Origin of the sequence: Dactylosporangium sp. CA-052675 (assembly GCF_050947935.1) — a bacterium.
In the GTDB taxonomy this organism is placed as follows: Bacteria; Actinomycetota; Actinomycetes; order Mycobacteriales; family Micromonosporaceae; genus Dactylosporangium.
On the sequence record NZ_CP192010.1, the window covers coordinates 10,489,578 to 10,511,458 of the forward strand.

The window sequence follows — 21,881 nt, forward strand, 5'->3', positions numbered from 1 at the left end:
GGGGGTGCCACTATGGTCGGTGCTGCGAGCGTGAACGTACGGCCGAGTTGGGATGTGGCGAATGGATCCGGGGCAGGACCCGGCACAGCGCGGGCGCTGGAGCGATGACCCGACCGCGTCGATGCGACCGGACTCGGACGCGCAGCTCGCGGACGAGGACGGCTGGCCGGACCCTCTTGGCGAGCCGTCGCGGCGTCGTCGGGGTGCGCACCGGGCGCCCGACGAGCCGACGCAGGTCGTGCCGCCTGCTGAACCGCCGTCGTGGGCCGGTCTAGGGCCCGCCGCTGCTACGCAGATCGTGCCGCCCACGCCATCGTCCGCGCCACCGTTGTCCGCGCCGCCTTCGTCGGCGCCGCCTGCGCAGGAGCCGTCGGGACTGCCCGCCTGGGCCACGGAGTCGCCGGCCTGGACGCCCGCCGCGCCGTCCAGGCCCGCCGAGAGCGCGCCTCCGACGCCTTCGTGGGCCGAGGCCTCGCCGGCCGAGCCGACACAGATCGTGCCGCCCACGCACGGAGCTTCCGAGCGGCCTTCACCGTGGGCCGAGGCCTCGCCGGCGGGGCCGACCTCGGTCATCCCGTCCGCCCCCGCCCCCGCCCCCGCGCACGCCACGCCACCATCCGGGCACACGCCGCCGCACGCGCACGCCGCGCCGCCGCCAGGGCACACGCCGCCGCACATGCACGGCGCGCCGCCAGCAGGGCACACGCACGCCTCGCCGCCGCCGGGGCATATGCCGCCGGGGGTGCCTGGGTCGCTCGCGGCGACGGGCGCGCCGGAGGACCGCGGGGGCGAGTTCCTGTCCGGGCCCACGCAGCTGCTCCGGCCCCCGGCCGGACCTCTCGACCCCGGGCAGACCGTCCGGCTCGAGGTCGGCCGCCGCCCCGTGGACCTGCCCGTCGACCCCGCCAACGCGCCCACCGTCGCGATGCCCCTGGTCGTGCCGCGGCCGCAGGTGGTCGCCGACGCGCCGGTCGTGGAGGAGACCGCGCCGCCGTCCGCGGCCGACGACGACAGCACCGGCACCGTCGTGCGCAACAGCAGCACGATGGCCATCCTGAGCCTGGTCAGCCGGGCCACGGGGTTCATCCGGGCCGCGGCCATCGCGGCGGCCATCGGCGGCGCGGTGGTCGGCGACGACTACACGCTGGCGAACAACCTGCCCAACCAGGTGTACGAGCTGCTGCTCGGCGGCGTCCTGGCCAGCGTGCTCATCCCCACGCTGGTGCGGGCCCGCAAGGAGGACCCCGACCGCGGCGAGGCGCACGCCCAGCGCCTGCTCACCCTGGCCGTCGTCGCGCTCGGCATCGCCACGCTGATCGTGGTCGTAGCCGCGCCGCTCATCACCGCCATCTACACCCTTGGCAACGACAAGGTCACGAGCAGCGACCGCGACCTGATCACGCTGCTGGCGTACCTGCTGCTGCCCGAGATCTTCTTCTACGGCCTCGCGGGCATCTCGGCCGCGATCCTCAACGTGCGCGGGCACTTCGCGGCGCCGATGTGGACGCCGATCCTCAACAACATCGTCATCATCGTCACCGCCGGCGTGTTCATGCTGGTGCGCGGCGGCGGGCTGCCGACGCCGGAGACGATCACGTTGCCCCAGGTGCTGGTCCTCGGCCTGGGCACCACGCTCGGCATCGTCGTGCAGGCGGCCGGGCTGTGGCCCGCCATGCGCAAGACCGGGTTCCGCTGGAAGTGGCGCTTCGACTTCCGCAAGCTGCACCTGCGCGAGCTGGCGAAGCTGGGCGCCTGGATGCTGCTCTACGTCGGGGTGTACCAGCTGGGCATCACCGTCGTCATGGCGCTGGCCAAGAACAACCAGCTCCGCGGCGGCGAGGGCCCGGCCGTGTTCAACAACGCCTTCCTGATCTTCATGATGGCCCACGGCATCGTCGCGGTCTCGGTCATCACGGCGATCATGCCGCGTATCTCCGCCGCCGCCGCGGACGGGCGGTTCTCCGACGTCACCGAGCAGCTCGCCTCGGCCAGCCGTCTGGCGTCGGTGATCCTGATCCCGGCCGGGGCCGTGTACCTCGTGCTCGGCCGCCCGCTCGCGGTCACGCTGTTCAACTGGGGCAGCTACAGCTACGACCAGTCGCTGGCCACCGGGTCGGTGGTCGCCGCGGCCGGCCTCGGCCTGGTGCCGTTCGCGCTGAGCCAGATGCAGACGAGCGTCTTCTACGCGATGCGCGACACGAAGACCCCGGCGCTGGTCAACATCGGCGGCGTCGCGGTGCGCCTGATCCTCGACGTGGGCTTCTACTTCGTCCTGCCGGTCGCGGTCGTGACGACCTCGCTCATGGTCGGCACGGCGCTGTCCTACGTCGTGGCCCTCGTCGTCGGCTACGTCCTGCTCCGCAAGCGCCTCGGCCGGCTCGGCCTGCGCAAGCTGCTGGACACGCTGATCCGGCTCGGCGTGGCCGCCGCGGCCGGTGGGCTGCTGGCCCTAGGCGTGACGTGGCTGGTCGGCCTGATGATCGACCCCGGCAAGGTCCAGGGCGTGGTGCAGCTGATCCTCGGCAGCGCGGTCCTGCTCGCCGTCTACGCCGCCGGCGCCATGTTCCTGAAGGTGCCCGAGGTCAACCAGTTCGCCTCGATGATCCGGCGCCGCCTCGGCCGCTGATGCCGTTCACGACACCGCGGAATCGACGTGGGCGGCGTTTGCCGAGATTGACGTCTACGGGTGCCTTGTGGCGATTCGACAGAGAGCGTCGTCTCGGTTGGCGGCGAGGTTGAACCCGAACGGGGCAGTGCTCGTGAGAACGAGGTGGTCGCTGTGACTCCGGGGCCTCCGAGCGAGCGGCACCCGCGCCGCTCAGCGGTTTGTCACATTCGCGGATCGCTGTCCAATATGGGCGCTCCGCGGCGGCGCGGGCGAGCGCGGCGGTCAGCGACTATTCGGTGAAAAGTGCATGAAGGGGAAATGACCGCCGTGTCCTGACATGGGTGATCAATTGGCCTCACGCGGGGTGGTCCGGAGATGATGACGTGTCGGAGACCTAAGAGCCGACAGGTAAGGTCAACCCCGGCGCCCTGCCGAAGCGCTTAGGCTTAGTGACTGCGACTCGCGTTACGACAGACGCCACAGGTCGGCACACGGATCGGAAGGGAGGACGGGTGGCTGAGCTCGACGAAGGGCTGGAGGCTGGGGGCGCTCCCCAGGTTCTGACCTTCGGCACCCCATCCGTCGGTGAAATCCTTGCCGAGCGCTACCAGCTCGAAGAGCACATCGGCAACGACTCGCTGGGCCGCCAGCTCTATCGCGGCATCGACGTCATCCTGCGTCGGCCGGTAGCGGTGGTCACGCGCTACCCCGGCGGGGAGAGCGCCAAGGAGATGCTGGCCGCGGCGGTCGCCATGAGCCGCATCGTCCACCCCCACCTCGTCGGCGTCTACGACGCGATCGACGAGGGCGAGCGCGCCTACGTGGTGCGCGAGTGGGTCGACGGCATCGCGCTGCGCGACATCGTGGCGCAGGGCCCGCTCGACGCGGGGCGCTCGATCGCGATCGCATGGGCCGTCACCGACGCCGTCGCGGCGCTGCACGGCACCGGCATGGCGCACGGCAACGTGCACCCCGGCACGGTGCTCGTCGCGCACGACGGCCGGGTGGTGCTCACGGACGCGCGCGCCGACGACAGCGCCACGCCGGAGACGGACATCCGCGCGATCGGCGCCGTGCTGTACTGCGCGCTGACCGGCTACTGGCCGCACGCCGAGGCCGGCACCTACTCGGTGCCCGACGGCGTCCGCGACGGCAACGGCGCGCTGCAGACGCCGCGCCAGGTCCGCGCCGGCGTGCCCGCCGCCCTCGACTCGCTCGTCGCCGACCTGCTCAACCCCGACCTGCCGCTGCCCTCGGCCGAGTCGCTCGCCGGCGAGCTCGCCTCGTTCGGCAGCCTCGACGAGGAGGAGGCGGCCGAGGAGGGCGGGCGCGTCGACTTCGCCGCGTTCGACTCCGCCGCGCAGTCCACCGCCCCGCCGAAGCCCGCCGGGCGCAAGCTCGCCGTGGGCGTCGTCGGCCTGCTCGTGCTCGCCCTGGCCGGCACGCTGGCCGCGGCCCGCGTGCTGGGCGACCCGGCCACGCCGGAGACGCCCTCGCCGGGCAACGCGCCGATCGGCACGACCGCGTCGCAGCAGGCCAAGCCGGCCGGGCAGCCGGTCGTGCTCAAGATCGATCCCTCCAAGGTCCGCATCATCGACCCGCAGGGCACCCGCTCCGAGGTCAAGGACGCCGACAAGACCGTCGACGGCGACGCCAACACGGTGTGGAAGACCGAGCGCTACCCGAAGGCCGACTTCGGTGGCAAGAAGGCCGGCATGGGCGTGTGGCTCGACCTCGGCGAGGAGAAGCAGGTCGTCTCCGTGCAGGTCGACTTCCAGACCCCGGGCGCGGACGGCGAGCTGCGGGCCGGCAGCCAGGATCTCGGCAGCGGGCAGTCCCAGGACCAGGCGACGGTGCAGCAGTACGGCACCGTGGCCGGCACGCCGCGGCAGAACATGGGCAGCACGACCATCTTCAACGGGCCGGAGCAGAAGACGCGCTACCTGCTCGTGTGGATCACCAAGCTGCCCAAGGAGAGCAACAGCGGATACCGCGTGGCTATCGGAGAGATAACCGTCCGGGTGCAGTGACCCCACGGACCGGCCGCGATCGATAGGGTGCGAGCCGTGGACGCTGCGGAGCCGGGCGCGCGGGACATGCGCGACGACGCATGGCTGCTGCGTGCCCACTCCGGCGGCGACCCCCACGCCTTCAGCGAGCTCGTCCAGCGCCATCGCGACCGCCTCTGGGCGGTCGCGCTGCGCACGCTGGGCGACCGCGAGGAGGCCGCCGACGCGCTCCAGGACGCCCTGCTCTCGGCGTTCCGCGCGGCCGGCAAGTTCCGCGGCGACTCGGCCGTCACCACCTGGCTGCACCGGATCGTGGTGAACGCGTGCCTCGACCGGGTGCGCCGGCGCCAGGCGCGCCCCACGGTCCCGCTGCCCGAGACGGACATCACACCGGCCCCGGCGACCGACCGCGACACGGCCATGGACGTGCGCCAGGCGCTGCAGCAACTGCCCGTGGAGCAGCGGGCCGCCCTCGTGCTCGTGGACGTGCAGGGCTACGGCGTCGCCGAGGCCGCCGTGATGCTCGGCGTCGCGGAGGGCACCATCAAGAGCAGGTGCGCGCGCGGCCGGGCCCGGCTCGCGCTGCTCCTCGGCCACCTGCGGAACCCCGTCGACGGTGGCCGCGTCCCATCTGATGCGGCCCGGGCCGACGCGCCCGCGAACGCCCGAGCCGCCGCACCGACCGACGCCCGGCCCGGCGGCCGGACCGGCGTCCCGCACGACGCCCGGGCCGACGAGCGAGCCGGGCCGACGACCGACAACCGCCCCACCGGGCTCGCGTCAGACGTCCCATCCGCGTCCGGAAAGGAGGGTGGCGCGTGACGGCCTTCACCGAAGCCGACCTCGACCGGCTCGCCGATTTCGTCGGCGGGGCGCTGGACGGCACCCCGGCCGCGGACGACGTGCGCCACCTGGTCAGCACCGAGGAGAGCTGGGCCGAGGCCTACGCGATGCTCGTGTCGGCCGACGCGGCCATGCGTGACGAGCTGCACGCGCTGGGGACGGAGGCACTTCCGGTACCGCCGGATGTGCAACAACGCCTGGATGCGGCCCTGGCCTCGGCCGTCACCGCGCCCCCGGCGGACGCCCCCGTGGTCGACCTGAACCGTGCGCGCGAAGCGCGCAAACGGCGCCGGACGCGCTGGACCGCCGGGTTGACCGCGGCCGCCGCGGTGCTCGTGTGCGGCGGCGTGGGTGTGCAGGTGCTGCGCGAGTCCGGGGCCACCAGGTCCGACCGGCCCTCGTCCGCCGTGCCCAACGTGGCCGGTGGCGGCCCCGAGCGCGGCTCCGCCACCGGCGCCCAGGGCGACGCCGGGCCCGGATCGTCGGGGTTCCTGCCGTTCTCGGGGGACTCGCCGATCATCTCCAGCGGCCGCGACTACGCCCGGGGCACGGTCGGCGGCGTCACCGGGACGGTGCCGAAGACGCAGTCCCGCAACAACGTGCAGGGCGAGGGTGGCGCGAGCGCGTTCGACAACGGCGGCAAGGCCCCGGCGGCCGTGCCGAGCCCCCTCGCGCGCCTCGCCGAGCCGGCCGCGCGGGCCGCGTGCCTCACCGCGATCACGAGGGAATACGGTGGTCAGGTGGCGCTGGTCGACTACGCCGCGTTCGAGGGACAGCCGGCGCTGGTCGTGGTCGTCGACGGTTCGCGGACCGCGGTGGGCAGGCGTCTCGTGATCGTCGTCGGGCCGGACTGCGGCCTCGGCGGGGCGATCGCCGACGAACGGTACCGAACCACCGCCCCGTAGTGGTGATGTGGCACACGAGTCACCGTCCACCGGGAATGGCCGGTTCGTAGGATGACGTTTTGCTGGCACAGGCTGAATTCGAGGAGTCGACCGTGGACGAGGTCCGCAACCTGATCATCGTGGGGTCCGGTCCCGCCGGGTACACGGCTGCCGTCTATGCGGCCCGGGCCAACCTCAAGCCACTGGTGATCGAGGGTGTTACTTCCGGTGGCGCGCTGGTGACCACCACCGAGGTGGAGAACTTCCCCGGCTTCCCGGACGGCATCAACGGGCCCGAGCTCATGGACAACATGCGCAAGCAGGCCGAGCGCTTCGGGGCCGAGTTCATCACCGACGACGCGACCCGGGTCGCGCTCGACGGCCCGGTGAAGAGCGTGTGGGTCGGCGAGACGGAGTATCAGGGCAAGGCCGTCATCCTGGCCACCGGCTCCGCCTGGCGCCCGCTGGGCGTGCCGGGCGAGCAGGAGCTGCTCGGCCGAGGCGTGTCGTCCTGTGCCACGTGTGACGGCTTCTTCTTCCGCAACGAGAACATCGTCGTCGTGGGCGGCGGCGACTCGGCGATGGAGGAGGCGACCTTCCTCACCCGCTTCGCCACCAAGGTCACGATCATCCACCGCCGCGACTCGTTCCGCGCCAGCAAGATCATGGCCGAGCGCGCCCTGGCCAACGAGAAGATCGAGGTCCTCTGGAACAGCGTCGTGACGGAGGTCGTCGACGGCGGCGGCCGCGTCGGCGCCGTGCGCGTCAAGAACACCGTGAGCGGCGACGAGCAGGACCTGCCGGTGGCCGGCGTGTTCGTCGCGATCGGTCACGACCCGCGCAGCGAGCTGTTCCGCGGCCAGGTCGAGCTCGACGACGAGGGCTACGTGAAGGTGGCCGCGCCGAGCACCCGCACCAACATCGAGGGCGTGTTCGCCGCCGGCGACGTCGTCGACCACACCTACCGGCAGGCCATCACCGCCTCGGGCACCGGCTGCGCCGCGGCCCTTGACGCCGAGCGGTACATCGCGGCCCTGTAGAGCGAGCAAGAGAGCTTGGAGAGAAGGAGAGCGCATGGGAGCCATCCAGCCCGTCAGCGACAAGACCTTCGAGGTCGACGTCCTCAAATCGGATATTCCGGTTCTGGTGGACTTCTGGGCGGAATGGTGCCAGCCGTGCCGCAAGATCGAGACCATGCTGAACGAGATCGCCGCCGGTGAGCTCGCCGACAAGGTCAAGATCGTGAAGGTCGACATCGACAGCAACCCGGAGACCGCGCGGGCCTACCAGGTCCTCTCGGTGCCCACCCTGACCGTGTTCAAGGACGGCGAGCCGTTCCGCTCGGTCGTGGGCGCCAACCCGAAGAGCGCGCTGGTCCGGCTGATCGAGTCGGCGCTCGACCCGGCCTGATTTCAAGCCCGCGCTCCGCGCGAGTTGCTCTGATGCCCCGTCTCCGCCGACGCGGAGGCGGGGCATTTCGGTTCCGGTGTAACGCTGCGCCCGGCGCGGCGCTTTTTCTCTGTGGTGCGGTGCTCAGTGGGGCGCGCTACCGGGGTGGTGGGAGTACGCTGCCTCGCGGACGCGGCTCAGCATGGGTGAATCGCCCCATAACGGCGCGCTCAGGCGGGCACGTACGATTCCGACGCGGGGCACAGGCACTTCAGGAGGACCACATGCGGGCTATCCGGCGCGGAGCGCGGGGAGCGGCGGTTGCCGAGATCCGCGGCATTCTGGTCGTGCTGGAACTGCTGGAGGATCTCCTGCCGTCGGATCCGTCGTGGGGCGATCCCGAGTACGACGCCGACGTCGAGCGGGCCGTGCGCGCCTTCCAGCAGAGCCGGGGCCTCACCGTCGACGGCGAGGTGGGCGACGAGACGTGGCGCGCCCTGGACGCGGCCCGCTGGCGGCTCGGCCAGCGCGCCCTGTTCCACACCGTCGGTGACCCCTACGTCGGCGACGACGTCCGGCAGCTCCAGGAGCGGCTGCTCGAGATGGGGTACAACCCCGGCCGCGCCGACAGCATCTACGGCAGCCGCACCGCGCACGCCGTGGCCCAGTTCCAGCGCGAGGTCGGCCTGCGCCCCGACGGCGAGTGCGGCCCGGCCACGATCGGTGCCCTGCGCCGGCTCGGCCGCAAGGTCATCGGCGGTCGGCCCCAGCTCCTGCGCGAGGCCGAGGCCTTCCGCGCCTCGGGCCCGACGCTGCTGGGCAAGCGCATCGTGATCGACCCCGGCCATGGCGGACCCGACACCGGGCACGTGGTGCCGGACGGGCCGCTGCGGTGGGTGGAGGCGGACCTCGTGTACGACCTTGCGGCCCGTCTGGAGGGCCGTCTGGCGGCCGCGGGGATGCGGGTGAACCTCACCAGGGGTCCGCAGCCCACGAACGCTCTGAGCGACCGTGACCGGGTGCACCTCGCGAACGAGCTCGGCGCCGACCTCCTCATCTCGATCCACCTCGACGGCCACGCCACGCCCCTCGCGGACGGCGTCGCCACCTACCACTACGGCTCCGTCTCCGGCCCCACCTCCGTCGTGGGGGAGCGGCTGGCCGGCCTCGTGCAGCGCGAGATCGTGGTCCGCACCGGGCTGCGTGACTGCCACACCCACCCGAAGACCTGGGAGCTGCTCCGGCTCACCAAGATGCCCGCCGTCCGGGTCGACGTGGGCTACCTGACGTCGCCGGGGGACCGGCGGCAGCTGATCGACCCCGCGTTCCGCGACCGCGTCGTGGAGGCCATCATGGCCGCGGTCCAGCGGATGTACCTCCCCGTCGAGGCGGACGTCCCGACCGGCTCGATCGACGTGAGTCTGCTTCGGGCCTTGACCGGCTCGACCGCCCCGACCGCGTAGCGCGCGCCCGCCACCTGGCCCGGGGCCGTGCGGCTTCCGGGCCGCCGACGCTTATTACTCGGGTCGGTGCCGCGATCTGCACTGCGGTGTGGGCATGCCCGGGATGGCAGCGCGGAGAAGATCCCGGGCGCAGTGGCCTGGGTATTTGCCCGAATTTGGGGCCTTTTCGGACTCGACCGGCTCAGCCGGAGGTCATCTCTCGAGTCGCCGGGCGAACCGGGAGCACCGGGCGGAGCAGCGACTCCGGGCTCATCGAGCCGAGCAGCTTCTCCAGGGCGTATTCGACGTCCGACTTCCACGACAGGGCGGTCCGCAGTTCGAGACGCAGACGGGGATAGCGCGGATGCGGTCGTACGGTCTTGAAGCCGATCGACAGGAAGAAGTCCGCCGGCGCCAGACAGCCGCGCTCGTTGCGCCCGGCCTCGTCGACCTCGCCGAACTTCGCGTCGCCGAATGCCTCGATCGCCTTCACGCCGCGCTTGGTCAGGTCGCGCGCGACGCCCTGGACGAGCATGCGCCCGAGCCCGCCGTCGGCGAACGGCTGCACGACGTGCGCGGTCATGAGCAGCACGGCGTCGGGCGAGACCGGGGAGGTCGGGAAGGCCATGCTCCGCGGCACATACGCGGGCGGCGCGAACATCACGAATCCGGCCGGCATGCCGTCGACGTACACGAGCTTGCCGCACGAGCCCCACTCGAGCAGCGTCTGCGAGACCCACGCCTCCTTCTCGAGGCCCGGGTCGCCGTTGGCACACGCCCGATCGGCGGCGACGGGGTCGAGCTCCCAGAACACGCAGTCACGGCACGATCGAGGAAGGTCCTCGAGGGTGTCCAGCGTCAGACTGACGAGACGTCGCGACATTGGCCCATCTCCACCGCACCCGGGATTAGCTCGTCCTGATGGTACGCATTCGCCACACGCCGTGGGACCCATCCGCGGACAGTTCCTTATCCCTGCTCCCCCCGGCGCCCGTTCGGGTGGATCGCAGTGGCTGGACGGCTACCGAACGTGGACGGCGAGGTCGAGTGGATGCCGCTCCCGGGTCGGATCGAGACCGCCCACGACGCCCGCGTCCTGGAGCTGCCCGACCGCGGGTACCGCCCGTGCCGTGGGCCTCTTCGCTCCCGAGGCCGGGTCAGCGGGCCGGGGTCGAAGGCTGTTGCGACGTCGGGCCGTCCGGTGTGTCGTCGTTGCCCGCGGCCGGCTCCGGGACCACCACGTCGTTCTCGGCCGCGTCGGCCGCCGGCTCCAGCGCGTCGTCGGACTGCGCGTGGGCCTCGCGCTCGGCCAGGCTCGTCGGGGCGGTCCAGTTGATGCGCGGCGGCTCGGCCAGCGGGCGGCCGCCGAACTCGGCCAGCCAGGCGGCGACCATCGCCAGGTTCTCGCGCCAGCGGTCCTCGGGGATCGGGGGCAGGATGTCGTCCCACAGCGCGAGGAAGGTGCCCTGGAGCTGGAGCCGTCCGTAGGGGCGGGCGAGGAACCACACGTGCAGGTGCGCCGCGCCGTCGCCCCAGCGGTTCACGTGAACCCGGGCCACGTCGTCCAGCGACCGGATCGCGCGCTCCAGGCGGACGGTCATCACGCCGAGCTCGGCCGCGAGCATGTTCGGCAGGTCGCCCAGGTCGAGGTGCGACCGGGACTCGAGGATCAGCACGGCCGGCAGGCCCGTCGGGCGATCGAGCGCGCGGACGCGCCAGCGGTCGCTCACCCAGATGTAGGCCTCGTCCGGCGCCGCGCACGCCCGGCACTCGGCCGGGTTGTCGCCGTGGCGCGGGGGCTCGATCGGCACCGGGTCGAGGAGGCGCTTGACGCGGATGTCGCCCTCGAACGGGAAGGTGGGCCAGTAGGTGAAGGCAGGGAGCTGTGGCGGTTGCTGCGGCGACTCGGGCACGAAGCCGACCCTAGCCGAATGGAAGGCCGCTGTCCGTACCCTGTGGACAGTGAGCGAGTTATCCACAGGTCCGGTGGATTGCGCTGTGGATGACGCGGTCGAGGTCGTCCTATGTGCGGCAATGTTCATCCACAGGGCCGCGGCCGATTTTGCGCTCGGTTTCACGTGAAACGGGTGAGCCTGTGGATAACCCCTGTGGACAAGATTCGCTCAGAGCCGTTCTCTCAAGATTTCTTCCCCCCGACTTTTTCGGCTCCCGAGCTCCGAAATGGCACTTTTCGCCCCTCGTCGGAGTCGGCGACTCGTTCTTGCCACTGCGGACCTGGCTGGGCGGGCCCCTCCGGCCGAAGGCCCTCGGGCCCGCCCATTTGTCTGGCGGGAGCAACGGTCAGAGACTGACGCGGACCCGAGTCATAGATCTCCGAAACGACACGAGGGCCGACCCCGATTGGTTCGGGATCGGCCCTCGCTCGTGGCTTTGTTCTTGGCAGGGGCGGCGCAACGGCTCGCTCGTTCGCTACGGCTCCTGCTGGGTCGCCGACTGCTCCTCCGGCACACCGATGATGCCCACGATCCGCTCCAGGTCGTCGACCGTCGCGAACTCGATCGTGATGCGTCCCTTGCGCCGGCCGATGTCGACCTTCACCCGCGTGTCGAAGCGGTCCGAGAGACGGTCGGCCAGATCGGACAGCGCCGGCGCGTGCGGCTTGGCGCGGCGCTGGGCCGGAGCCGACTTCTTCGGCGCGCCCTCCGCCACCGCCAGCTGGACGAGCTCCTCGGTGGCGCGCACCGACAGACCCTCCGCGACGATCCGCGTCGCCAGCGACTCCTGCTCGTCCGAGTCCTCGAGGCCGAGCAGCGCCCGCGCGTGCCCGGCCGAGAGGACGCCCGCCGCGACGCGGCGCTGGACCGGGGCCGGCAGGTTCAGGAGCCGGATCGTGTTCGAGATCTGCGGGCGGCTCCGGCCGATGCGCTTGGCGAGCTCCTCGTGCGTCGCGCCGAACTCCTCGAGCAGCTGCTGGTACGCGGCCGCCTCTTCCAGCGGGTTCAGGTTCGCCCGGTGGATGTTCTCCAGGAGCGCGTCCCGCAGCATCGCGTCGTCGCGCGTCTCGCGGACGATCGCCGGGATGGCCTCCTTGCCCAGCGCCTGGGCGGCACGCCAGCGGCGCTCACCCATGACGAGTTCATACTGCTTCTCACCCTCCGCCTCGCGCAGCTCCCGCACGACGATGGGCTGGAGAAAGCCGACCTCCTGGATCGAGGTCTTCAGCTCGTCGATCGCCTCGTCGTCGAACACCTGCCGCGGCTGCTTGGGGTTCGGCGTGATGGAACCGACCGGGATCTCGGCGAACCGGGCACCGGGCACCGGGGCGAGAGCGTCGGCCGCCGGGGCCTGAGCCGGAGCCGGGGTCTCCGCCGGGGCGCCGTTCGTGACGTTCGGGGGAGTGGCGAGCGCGGTCGCCGTGCCGGTCGCACCCTCGGCCGGCGCGGCAGCGGTTGGGATGAGAGCGCCGAGCCCTCGCCCGAGCCCTCCACGTCGGTTGGACTTCATGCGACCCCTCCCACCTGCGCGCCCTGCGCGCCGCGCAGCGCGATTTCCTGCGCCGCCTCGAAATAGCTGACCGCACCCCGCGAACCGGGGTCGTACGTCATGACCGACTGGCTGTAGCTCGGCGCCTCCGATACCCGCACGTTGCGGGGGATCACCGCGTTCAGGCACTTCTCGCCGAAGTGGTTCCGCACGTCCTGCTCGACGAGGTCGGCCAGGCGCGTGCGCCGGTCGTACATCGTCAGGAGCACCGTCGTGATGTCGAGGTTCGGGTTGAGGTGCGACCGGACGAGCTCGATGTTGTTCGTGAGCGCCTGTACACCCTCCAGCGCGTAGTACTCGCACTGGATCGGGATCAGGACCTCCTCGGCCGCGACGAGCGCGTTGACCGTGAGGAGGCCGAGCGAGGGCGGGCAGTCGATGAAGATGTAGTCGTAGTTGTCGCCGCCGGCCTCGATCGCGCGCTTGAGTCGCGACTCGCGGGCAACGACCGAGACGAGCTCGATCTCCGCGCCGGCGAGGTCGATCGTCGCCGGTACCGCCCAGAGGTTCGGAATCCCCTCGACCTGCTGGGTCACCGCGTCCAGCGGGGCGCCGTCGATGAGGCAGTCGTACACGTCCGGCACACCCGAGTGGTGGGGCACGTTGAGTCCGGTCGAGGCGTTGCCCTGGGGGTCGAGGTCGATCACCAGCACGCGGTTGCCGTGGAGCGCGAGGGCCACGGCGATGTTCACTGCGGTGGTCGTCTTCCCGACGCCGCCCTTCTGGTTGGCCACACACATCGTGCGGCGCCGTGGTGGGCGGGGCATGGTGATCTCCCCACTCGGGTTGAGAATCTCCACGGCGCGCTTAGCCTCCTGTGCGAGCGGGGGGTCTTCGGTTTCACGTGAAACATACGCGTCAGTCATGGCGCCCTCGGTATCCGCGGTGACGACGGACGGGTGAGGCCGGGGGGATGGTGGGTTCCGTCGTTCGGGCCGCACCTCGGCCTGAGAAGCGTCGACTGTTGGCGATACTCCCCGGCCGTAAAGGGTACCGGTTGCGCCGCGCTCGTTCGGGGCCGCCACCTGAAACTCCACCGTGCCCCCGCGTGTCGACTCCGCATCGGAGCGCGTCGGCGAGCCGTGCGGCGGAGCGGACACGGGATTTCGCGGCGGTACCGCATGAGGAACGGTCGGCGAGACCGGCGCCGGAGTCGCGGAGGGCGCCCCGGGAGCCTCGAATCGCACCGGCTCGACCGGCCGGGAGGAGTCGCCGTGCTCTGCTCGGGGCTGTGGCACCGGTCGGCCACTCGGGCGTACGCCCCAGCCCTCTATCCCCGTTTCACGTGAAACATGACCGTCTGCATCGCCGTAGCCCGGACCATCATCGCTGTCGCGCACCATGTCAGTCCCGTCCCGCTCGGAAAGATGTGCACCCTCGGCCGCCTCGTCCGCCGGCCCGTGGTCCTCGGGAACTCCCGCCGCGTCGTCGACGGTGTCGAGTCCGTCGGTCGCATCGGTGGAGGGTTCGCCGGGGGCCGCCCGAGGGCCGGAGTCCGCCGCCCTGGGGGTCGTCCCGGCGGTACCGGCTCCGGAGTCGTCCGCCCTCGCGGGGCGCTCGCCGTCCGGATCCGTTCCGTCCAGGCCGGCCCCATCGGGTGCCGTTCCGTCGGACAGAAGAGTGGCGCGGGGCCAGCCTACGGCGCTTCGCCGGGCGGAGCCATGACTCACCGGCGCGTCGTTGGCCTTCTCACCCCAACTCGGCCGCCAAAAGACCAGAAATCCGTCAACTCGCCGGAGCAGGCCGCCGAGTCGCTGTATCGGCGACATCGGCCATCCGATGCCCACCGTCCTGCCGTCCGCCATGCGTGGTCCCCGTTCCCCCGTTGCCCGGGGGTCGCGAACACGCCCCCGGCTATCGGCCGCGGCGCCCTCCGGACTTCCGGGGACGCGCGCCTTCCCGCTGCCGCGTGTCTCCCGCGTCTCGGGTACGCGCGGCTTCCCGCTCGCGCGCGGCCCCGGCCTTGCGGACGCGCACGCCTTCTCGCTCCCGCACGACGTCGACCACGGTGGTGGGCTCGGCGAGGATGGCGTCCCCGCACGTGCGCACTGCGGCCGTACCGGCACCGAGCTTCGTCAGGACCTCCGCGTGCTCGGCAATTTCGGCCGCCGCGGAGGCGCCCTTCATCGCGAGCAGATGGCCGCCGATGGCGGTGAGGGGGAGACACCAGCCGGCGAGCCGGTCGAGCGGAGCGACGGCTCGGGCGGTGACGACGTCGGCGAGCGCGAGCTTGCCGACGCACTCCTCGGCCCGGGCACGGACCACCGTGGTCCGCTCGAGGCCGAGGGCCGTCACCGCTTCGGAAAGGAATGCGGTACGTCGTGCGAGCGGCTCGACCAGGGTGACGGACAGGTCGGGACGAGCCACTGCCAGCACCATACCGGGGAGACCGGCTCCAGACCCGACGTCGACTACGGAGGCACCCGACGGAATGAGGTCCGCGACCACGGCACAGTTCAGAAGGTGCCGCTCCCAGATGCGCGGCGCTTCACGCGGCCCGATGAGCCCGCGGACAACTCCATCCGTAACGAGCAACTCTGCGAAGCGGGTCGCGGCGGGGAGCCGATCGCCGAAGACCTTCTCGGCCACGGGGAGAATCTCGCTGGGCACTGCACCGTCCATGGGGTCAAGCAAACCACGTACCGCTCGCGAGCCCCGGACGCGGGGAGCGCCCCGCCGACCGTGTTTCACGTGAAACGTAGCCGGCGGGTCGGCGCTCCTGGGGCTGGTGCTAATCGCGGGGCCGATGGGGGGCGGCGTGGCCCCTGGTGCCTGAGACGACTTCGTGGTGGGCTCTCGCCGCCGACGGGTCGGCCGCCGGCGAGGGTGGCCCGCAACCCCCGGCCGCTGTGTGGGGCGGGGCCAGGCTGGTCCGTGGTCTCGGGGCGGGGCGCGGAGTCGGACGTGGTTCCTGGTGCGGTCGAACGCGGGGGAGTTCGGCGGTGTTGCAGACCGCGAGCCCTCGAACCGGCCGCCGTCACAGACCGACCGGCCCCGTGCGGACCGCGAGGTGCGACGCGCAGCGACCGTCGAGGGCAGCCCGATGCGACCCGAGAGACACGGCCTGGACTTGACGTCGGCGGACCCGGCTCGGAGCGTTTGGCTGAGGTGCTGGGTGCGCTCCAACGGCTGGGCTCGGCTCGGCGGAGAGTACGGCGCGGGCCACCAGCTGCCACCGGGCATAGGCCGACGGGCACCGCGGAGCGGCGAGCGCATCGGGACTCGAGAAGCCGCATCGGGACTCGGGAAGGTGGTACACGGGCCGCTGAGGAAATGGAGATGCACGGCGGCAGTCCGTCCGTGGGGCTGCGGCGCCCTCACCCCTCACCCTCGCCGCGTTCGGACGACGGAGAAGCCAGCCGACCCAGGAGTCATCACTTCGCGGCCTAGGCCGATCGCCCGCGGCCAGCGTGCCCAAGGCCATCCGCGAACGACGACGGTCCGACGACACCTCGGGCGCTTGGTGCCGGCCGGGCTGACGGCCGGCTCTCCTCGAGCAACGCTCGATCCGCACGGCAGACGGGAGACTGTTACATCCCTCGTCCGCAGACCAACCCCGTACGCATCGTCGCCGCCCCATCACACCGACACTGGGTCGGGACCGCCGCGCCCACCACCCCGACACCGGGAGGATGGCGCTCGGGTTCTGATTCGCCGCGCCAGCGTTCTACCCCGCGTGTCGATCGGCTAGCTCCACGGACGGCGCAACGGACACGGCTCACAAGCAGACGCGGGTCTTCATGGAACGGGCCAGCGACCTCGGCCACGCGTCACCGTCTCGCCGAGCAAAGCCATCGAACGGGGCCCAGCCCGAGGAGCACCCACAGGTACTAAGGTTCTCGGTCGCCCTCGACGCCAGACCTCGAACCTCCTCGACAACACCACGCGGCACGCGGCACGCGGCACGCGGCACGCGGCACGCGGCACGCGGCACGCGGCACGCGGCACGCGGCACGCGGCACGCGGCACGCGGCACGCGGCACGCGGCACGCGGCACGCGGCACGCGGCACGCGGCACGCGGCACGCGGCACGCGGCACGCGGCACGCGGCACGCGGCACGCGGCACGCGGCACGCGGCACGCGGCACGCGGCGCACGCGGCACGCGGCACGCGGCACGCGGCACGCGGCACGCGGCACGCGGCACGCGGCACGCGGCACGCGGCACGCGGCACGCGGCACGCGGCACGCGGCACGCGGCACGCGGCACGCGGCACGCGGCACGCGGCACGCGGCACGCGGCACGCGGCACGCGGCACGCGGCACGCGGCACGCGGCACGCGGCACGCGGCACGCGGCACGCGGCACGCGGCACGCGGCACGCGGCACGCGGCACGCGGCACGCGGCACGCGGCACGCGGCACGCGGCACGCGGCACGCGGCACGCGGCACGCGGCACGCGGCACGCGGCACGCGGCACGCGGCACGCGGCACGCGGCACGCGGCACGCGGCACGCGGCACGCGGCACGCGGCACGCGGCACGCGGCACGCGGCACGCGGCACGCGGCGATCCGAGAACGAACGGCTAAGTGGAAGCCGATCGAGTCGACGGAGACACGGCGAAGCCGGAGACACGGCGAAGCCGGAGACACGGCGAAGCCGATCCGTCCCCGGCCCACGTTTCACGTGAAACGGCGCTCGGCGGCCTCGATGGCGTTGCGGAAGAGCATGGCCACCGTCGTCGGGCCGACGCCGCCCACGCGCGGCGTGATCGCGCCCGCGACCGTTTCGCAGGACTCGTCTACGTCGGGGAGGAGGCGGCGGCCGGCGTACCGTACGCCGCCGCCGATCACGACCGCGCCCGGCTTCACGTGCTCCGGTTGGATGATGCCCGGCACGCCGGCGGCGGCGATGAGGATGTCGGCGCGCTGCGTGTACCGGGGCCAGTCCGGCACCCCGGTGTGCACAACGGTCACGGCCGCGTTCGCCGTGGGTCGTTTCTGGGCCAGCAGCATCGCCAAGGGGCGGCCGAGTGTCGCGCCGCGTCCGAGGATCACTACCTCGCGGCCGCTCACGGGGATCTCGTAGTGGGCCAGCAGTGCCTCGATGCCCGCCGGGGTGCAGGGGAGCGGGCCGGGAATGCCGGCCGCCAGGCGACCCAGGTTCAGCGGGTGCATCCCGTCGACGTCCTTGTCCGGGTCGACTCGCATGAGGGCGGCGTCGTAGTCGAGGTGCTTCGGCGTCGGGTACTGGATCAGGAGTGCGTGCACGTCCGCGGCCGCGTTGAAGTCGTCGATCGCGGCGTGGAGGTCGGCCTGGGTCGCGTCCGCCGGGAGGTGGCGGTGCGGGGAGTCGAAGCCGAGCTCGGCGGCCTGGCGTTGCTTGATCCGGATGTAGCCGGCGCTGGCGTCGTCGTCGCCCACCAGGATCGTGGCCAACGACGGGGTGATGCCTCGGGCGCGGAGGGCCCCCACCCGCGTGGCGACGTCGGCCAGAATGCTCTCCGCCACCGGCGCACCCGGCAAGAGGCGAGCGCAACCGGCGGCTGGCACGGGACCGGAACCAAACGCCGCAGCCGAACCGACCACTGAACCAGAGGCCGCCGCCGCGGAACCAGAGGCCGCTGCGGAACCAGAGGCCGCTGCGGAACCAGAGGCCGCTGGAGAAGCAGAGGCCGCTGGAGAAGCAGAGGCCGCCGCGGCACCAGGCGCGGAAGAAGAGGCCGAACCGGCCGCGGAAGTGGAGTCGGAGAGATGGGAAGCGGAAGCGGGTGCGTTGGGCATACGGCTCCTCGTCACGCGTGAGAGCCCAGGCGGTCGACTCCCACGACGAGGCTTCCCGATGGTTGCCCATCCTCGATGCCGCCAGTCGCGTCACCAACCAGTATGCCCGTGCCGCAGCAGGGCCGGCCAAGTGGTAGCGCCAGAACGAAGGAGACCCGAGCACAGAGCCGCCCCACCAGCCGCACAAGGCCCAGGGGCAAAAGAGAACCGCCCCGGACGCGTGCCGGGGCGGTTCAGGAAGAGCAGGAAATCAAGGTTCAGGAAGTAGAAGGTTCAGGAAGTAGCAGGAATCAAGCGGTCGGGCGAACCACGATCCGGCGGGACGGCTCCACGCCCTCCGACTCGCTCTCCACCCCGGGCAGGGCGTTGATCACGTCGTGCACGCACTTGCGCTCGAACGCGCTCATCGGCTCCAGCCGCACAGCCTCGCCGTACTCCTTCACCTTCTCGGCCGCGTTCTTCGCGATCGCCCCGAGCTCCTTGCGCCGCAGCGCCCGGTACCCGCCCACGTCGAGCAGCAGCCGGCTCGGCGAGCCCGTCTGCCGGAACACGGCCAACCGGCTCAGCTCCTGCAGCGCCTCAAGGGTCGCGCCCCGCTGGCCCACAAGGGCCTGCAGCCGCTTGCCCGAGCCGTCCCCGCCCTCGACGACCTCGACGACCGGCCGGCCGCTCACGACGAGCTCGTCGATGTCGCCGTCGTAGTCGAGGATGTCGAGCAGGCCCTCGACGTAGTCGGCCGCGATCTCGCTCTCGCGGAACAGGTCCGCGCTCGAGCGGCCGGAGCCGTTGGCCGAGGCCGAGGACTCCTCGTCGCCTTCGGGCTCGGACTCGGTGGACGCGGCAGCCGTCTGCTCGTCCAGGTCCTCGGCGCCGAGATCACTGGTGGTGTCGGTCACGAAACTCATCTCCGCTTGTTTGGGGCGCCGAGGCGCCGTCACAGGTCGTCGGTGAGGGGTGGGTTGCTTGCAGGGAGCGCCCCGCGCTGGGCTCGTTGAGGGGTGGCCCAGCGGGGTCGCATCAACCCGACTGCCGCTTCGCGGCGCCACCCTTCTTCGGGTTGATCGGCTTGGCGCCGGGCTTCGGAGCCCGGGACGGCCCGGTGGCCTCGGGGGCCGTGCCGTTGGCCTTGGCGCCGGTCGCCTTCGCGGCGCCCTTGCCGTTGGCCCGCTGCTGCGCCGCGGCGTCCTCGCGGGCCTTGGCGAACAGCGCGCCGAGCCCGCTCGGCTGCTTGGCGTCGACGGCCTTCTTGGCGCCGCTCTTGAACGGCACGTTGTTGGTCGAGGCGCTCGCCGGCGGCGGGTACTTGTGCAGCACCCAGTACTGCTGGGCCAGCGTGATGGCGTTGTTCGTGACCCAGTAGATGATGACGCCGATGGGGAAGTACCACCCGGACGTCAGGGTGAAGAACGGGATGCCGTAGAGCATGAACTTCTGGATCATGCGCTGCTGCGGGTCGGTGTTCCAGCCCGTCTTCTTGATCATCTGACGCTGGGTCAGGTAGGTGGTGGTGATCATCAGCGCGACCAGGATGGCGGCGACGATCTTCACCGTGGTCGAGCTCGCGTCGATCTTGAGCAGCTCGGCGGTGCTGCTGCTGAACTTGGCGACGATCGGGGCGTCGAAGAGGCGGGCGTCGACGGCGCTGAGGAACTCCGACTTGGTCCAGCCGTAGAGCTCCATGCTGTGGTCGGACATGCCCGGCCGGAGGTGACGCAGCACGTGCAGGAGGCCGATGAAGACCGGGATCTGCAGGAACATCGGAAGGCAGCCCATGAGCGGGTTGACCTTCTCCTCCTGGTAGAGCTTCATGACCTCCTTTTGGAGGGTCTCCCGGTCGCCCTTGTGCTTCTCCTGCAGCTCCTTCATCTTCGGCTGGATCGCCTGCATCGCGCGCTGCGACTTGATCTGCTTGACGAAGATGGGGAACAGCACGACCCGGACGGTGATCACCAGGAAGACGATCGCCAGGACCCATTGCCAGTTGGTGCTCAGCACCCGGTGGTCCGGCAGGATCGAATCCCAGACGGTGTGCCAGAACAGCATCACCTTCGAGATCAGCCAGTAGATCCCGGCCATCAGCTTGCTAATCACGACACCGCTCCAGTCACGTCGACTCGGGCTCGGGCGAGTGTCCCCGGCGCGGTGGCACCGGGTCGAACCCACCGGGGTGGAATGGGTGGCAGCGCAGCAGCCGCCAGATCGCGAGGCCGATTCCCTTCACCGCGCCGTGCGTGCCGACCGCCTCCAGGGCATAAGCGCTGCACGACGGGTAGAACCGACAACGCGCCGGCAACGCCGGGCTTATCCAACGACGGTACGCGACGATGGGAGCTGCCACGATCCGGGCTCCGGCGTTCATCGACGGACACCTCGGTTCTTCGGTCGGCGCGCGGCTTCCAGCGCCGAGTCCAGGTCTTGCTGCAGAAGGTCGTAGGGCCGGGTCGCCGCCTCGGGCAGGGCGCGCACCACGATCACGGAGCCGGCGGGCAGGTCGGCGAGGCGCGGGCGCACGAGGTGCCGCAGCCGCCGCTTCACCGTGTTGCGCACGACGGCGTTGCCCACCGCCTTGGAGACCACGAACCCGGCCGAAGGCGACAAGTCAGAAGGATCCGAAACGCCGGAAACCCCGGGCCGCGACGGCCCGGGGTTCAGGAAATGCACGACCACGGCCCCCCGGCCGGCGCGACGGCCGTTGCGAATGGTGGCGGCGAAGTCTTCCCGCCGCCGCAGTCGCTGAGCGGCCGCCAGCACGCTGCCTCCCGGAAGGCCCGGTCGAAGAAACGGCTTCGAACTGACAACTAGGCCGAGAGGCGGTCGCGCCCCTTGGCGCGGCGCGCCGACAGGATCGCGCGGCCGGCACGGGTGCGCATGCGCAGCCGGAAACCGTGGGTCTTCGCGCGCCGGCGGTTGTTCGGCTGGAAGGTGCGCTTGCTCACGTCGGGGCTCCGTCTTCGTGACTGGCGGGACGCGGAGGAGGCGCCCACGGGATGTCGATCAGTGGTTTGGAGTTTACCAGGGAGCGGTCCTCCAACCGAAACAGGGTACGCGCCGCCTCACGGACCGTCAACGATCACACTACGAGCCGGGGTGTGAACAAAGAAATGCCTGGTAGAGGCCGAAATCCACAGGCTCGTTGTGGACAAAGGTTGAGTGGTTGTGGACAACGCTGTTAACGTGCCCGGTTGCCGGTAGACACCGCGACTCCGGCGACGGGACACAACTGGACTTTCCGGGATTCGACGGGCGTTCTGCGAGGGGGGCAGAGACGCGCCCGACCTGCATGACCTCTGCGTACGCGCTGATCACCGCACGGTCAGCACGGGACGAGGGGGAATCAGGACGATCCGTCCACGGGACATGACTCGTTGATACACAGGTTGTGGAAAACCTGTGGACAATGATGACCCGGGACGGCGGGAAGAACCGGGCACCGTCCACTCGCGGTGGGGGCCGCGAATGATGATGGGGGTGCGCGAACG

The 21,881-nt window shown here is 71.5% G+C and carries 16 protein-coding genes, 2 pseudogenes and 1 riboswitch; of the genes and pseudogenes, 7 read left to right on the plus strand and 11 right to left on the minus strand.

Annotation, left to right across the window (positions count from 1 at the left end; genetic code table 11):
- The first annotated feature begins 742 nt into the window (after nucleotides 1–742).
- From murJ to ACQP1P_RS47365, 7 genes are all read left to right on the plus strand, one after another.
- Nucleotides 743–2,626: a murein biosynthesis integral membrane protein MurJ gene (murJ, locus tag ACQP1P_RS47335; protein ID WP_433081862.1), complete on the plus strand. Its 1,884-nt coding sequence runs from the start codon at nucleotides 743–745 to the stop codon at nucleotides 2,624–2,626.
- 494 nt (nucleotides 2,627–3,120) lie between these two features.
- On the plus strand, nucleotides 3,121–4,638 hold the full coding sequence (locus ACQP1P_RS47340; protein WP_433081864.1) for a protein kinase family protein: 1,518 nt from the start codon (nucleotides 3,121–3,123) through the stop codon (nucleotides 4,636–4,638).
- Nucleotides 4,639–4,704: 66 nt separating this feature from the next.
- Entirely contained in the window at nucleotides 4,705–5,439 is a 735-nt protein-coding gene (sigM, locus tag ACQP1P_RS47345; protein WP_433090444.1) for an RNA polymerase sigma factor SigM, read from the plus strand.
- On the plus strand, nucleotides 5,436–6,365 hold the full coding sequence (locus ACQP1P_RS47350) for a hypothetical protein (RefSeq protein ID WP_433081866.1): 930 nt from the start codon (nucleotides 5,436–5,438) through the stop codon (nucleotides 6,363–6,365). The genes sigM and ACQP1P_RS47350 overlap by 4 nt, the downstream gene beginning before the upstream one ends.
- A 92-nt stretch (nucleotides 6,366–6,457) precedes the next feature.
- On the plus strand, nucleotides 6,458–7,384 hold the full coding sequence (gene trxB / locus ACQP1P_RS47355) for a thioredoxin-disulfide reductase (RefSeq protein ID WP_433090446.1): 927 nt from the start codon (nucleotides 6,458–6,460) through the stop codon (nucleotides 7,382–7,384).
- A 34-nt stretch (nucleotides 7,385–7,418) separates the two neighbouring features.
- Nucleotides 7,419–7,754 (plus strand): thioredoxin, encoded by a 336-nt coding sequence (gene trxA / locus ACQP1P_RS47360; protein WP_350622573.1) that lies wholly within the window; start codon nucleotides 7,419–7,421, stop codon nucleotides 7,752–7,754.
- Nucleotides 7,755–8,017: 263 nt separating this feature from the next.
- Complete coding sequence (locus ACQP1P_RS47365; RefSeq protein ID WP_433081868.1) at nucleotides 8,018–9,196, plus strand: N-acetylmuramoyl-L-alanine amidase; 1,179 nt, start codon at nucleotides 8,018–8,020, stop codon at nucleotides 9,194–9,196.
- A 181-nt stretch (nucleotides 9,197–9,377) separates the two neighbouring features.
- Here ACQP1P_RS47365 and ACQP1P_RS47370 read toward each other — a convergent pair whose 3' ends face one another.
- From ACQP1P_RS47370 to rpmH, 11 genes and pseudogenes are all read right to left on the minus strand, one after another.
- Entirely contained in the window at nucleotides 9,378–10,058 is a 681-nt protein-coding gene (locus tag ACQP1P_RS47370; RefSeq protein ID WP_433081870.1) for a GNAT family N-acetyltransferase, read from the minus strand.
- Nucleotides 10,059–10,083: 25 nt separating this feature from the next.
- A pseudogene (locus ACQP1P_RS47375) lies at nucleotides 10,084–11,088 on the minus strand (hypothetical protein).
- A gap of 517 nt (nucleotides 11,089–11,605) precedes the next feature.
- Nucleotides 11,606–12,640: a ParB/RepB/Spo0J family partition protein gene (locus ACQP1P_RS47380; RefSeq protein ID WP_433081872.1), complete on the minus strand. Its 1,035-nt coding sequence runs from the start codon at nucleotides 12,638–12,640 to the stop codon at nucleotides 11,606–11,608.
- Complete coding sequence (locus tag ACQP1P_RS47385) at nucleotides 12,637–14,022, minus strand: AAA family ATPase (RefSeq protein ID WP_433090448.1); 1,386 nt, start codon at nucleotides 14,020–14,022, stop codon at nucleotides 12,637–12,639. The genes ACQP1P_RS47380 and ACQP1P_RS47385 overlap by 4 nt, the downstream gene beginning before the upstream one ends.
- Before the next feature lie 511 nt (nucleotides 14,023–14,533).
- A complete protein-coding gene (gene rsmG / locus ACQP1P_RS47390; protein WP_433081874.1) occupies nucleotides 14,534–15,268 on the minus strand; it encodes a 16S rRNA (guanine(527)-N(7))-methyltransferase RsmG in 735 nt (244 codons plus the stop codon).
- Nucleotides 15,269–17,301: 2,033 nt separating this feature from the next.
- Nucleotides 17,302–18,129 carry a bifunctional 5,10-methylenetetrahydrofolate dehydrogenase/5,10-methenyltetrahydrofolate cyclohydrolase gene (locus ACQP1P_RS47395; protein WP_433081876.1) on the minus strand — a complete coding sequence of 276 codons (828 nt, stop codon included), beginning with the start codon at nucleotides 18,127–18,129 and terminating at the stop codon, nucleotides 17,302–17,304.
- 289 nt (nucleotides 18,130–18,418) lie between these two features.
- Nucleotides 18,419–18,501, minus strand: a riboswitch (ZMP/ZTP riboswitch).
- 191 nt (nucleotides 18,502–18,692) lie between these two features.
- Nucleotides 18,693–19,307, minus strand: coding sequence for a protein jag (locus ACQP1P_RS47400; RefSeq protein WP_433081878.1), 615 nt, complete (start codon nucleotides 19,305–19,307; stop codon nucleotides 18,693–18,695).
- Between the two features lie 112 nt (nucleotides 19,308–19,419).
- On the minus strand, nucleotides 19,420–20,478 hold the full coding sequence (gene yidC, locus ACQP1P_RS47405; RefSeq protein ID WP_433090449.1) for a membrane protein insertase YidC: 1,059 nt from the start codon (nucleotides 20,476–20,478) through the stop codon (nucleotides 19,420–19,422).
- Nucleotides 20,479–20,489: 11 nt separating this feature from the next.
- A pseudogene (gene yidD, locus ACQP1P_RS47410) lies at nucleotides 20,490–20,761 on the minus strand (membrane protein insertion efficiency factor YidD).
- On the minus strand, nucleotides 20,758–21,153 hold the full coding sequence (gene rnpA, locus ACQP1P_RS47415) for a ribonuclease P protein component (protein ID WP_433081880.1): 396 nt from the start codon (nucleotides 21,151–21,153) through the stop codon (nucleotides 20,758–20,760). Before rnpA ends, yidD begins: the two are co-directional and overlap by 4 nt.
- A gap of 47 nt (nucleotides 21,154–21,200) precedes the next feature.
- Complete coding sequence (gene rpmH, locus ACQP1P_RS47420) at nucleotides 21,201–21,338, minus strand: 50S ribosomal protein L34 (protein ID WP_033360019.1); 138 nt, start codon at nucleotides 21,336–21,338, stop codon at nucleotides 21,201–21,203.
- Nucleotides 21,339–21,881: the final 543 nt, after the last annotated feature.

What these genes read in the sequence shown, in the direction of transcription:
- trxA (WP_350622573.1), top strand. Translation starts at nt 7,419, where the DNA reads ATGGGAGCCATCCAGCCCGTCAGCGACAAGACCTTCGAGGTCGACGTC.
- yidC (WP_433090449.1), bottom strand. Translation starts at nt 20,478, where the DNA reads ATGGCCGGGATCTACTGGCTGATCTCGAAGGTGATGCTGTTCTGGCAC.
- ACQP1P_RS47400 (WP_433081878.1), bottom strand. Translation starts at nt 19,307, where the DNA reads ATGAGTTTCGTGACCGACACCACCAGTGATCTCGGCGCCGAGGACCTG.
- ACQP1P_RS47380 (WP_433081872.1), bottom strand. Translation starts at nt 12,640, where the DNA reads ATGAAGTCCAACCGACGTGGAGGGCTCGGGCGAGGGCTCGGCGCTCTC.
- sigM (WP_433090444.1), top strand. Translation starts at nt 4,705, where the DNA reads ATGCGCGACGACGCATGGCTGCTGCGTGCCCACTCCGGCGGCGACCCC.
- ACQP1P_RS47385 (WP_433090448.1), bottom strand. Translation starts at nt 14,022, where the DNA reads ATGGTGCGCGACAGCGATGATGGTCCGGGCTACGGCGATGCAGACGGT.
- ACQP1P_RS47370 (WP_433081870.1), bottom strand. Translation starts at nt 10,058, where the DNA reads ATGTCGCGACGTCTCGTCAGTCTGACGCTGGACACCCTCGAGGACCTT.
- ACQP1P_RS47365 (WP_433081868.1), top strand. Translation starts at nt 8,018, where the DNA reads ATGCGGGCTATCCGGCGCGGAGCGCGGGGAGCGGCGGTTGCCGAGATC.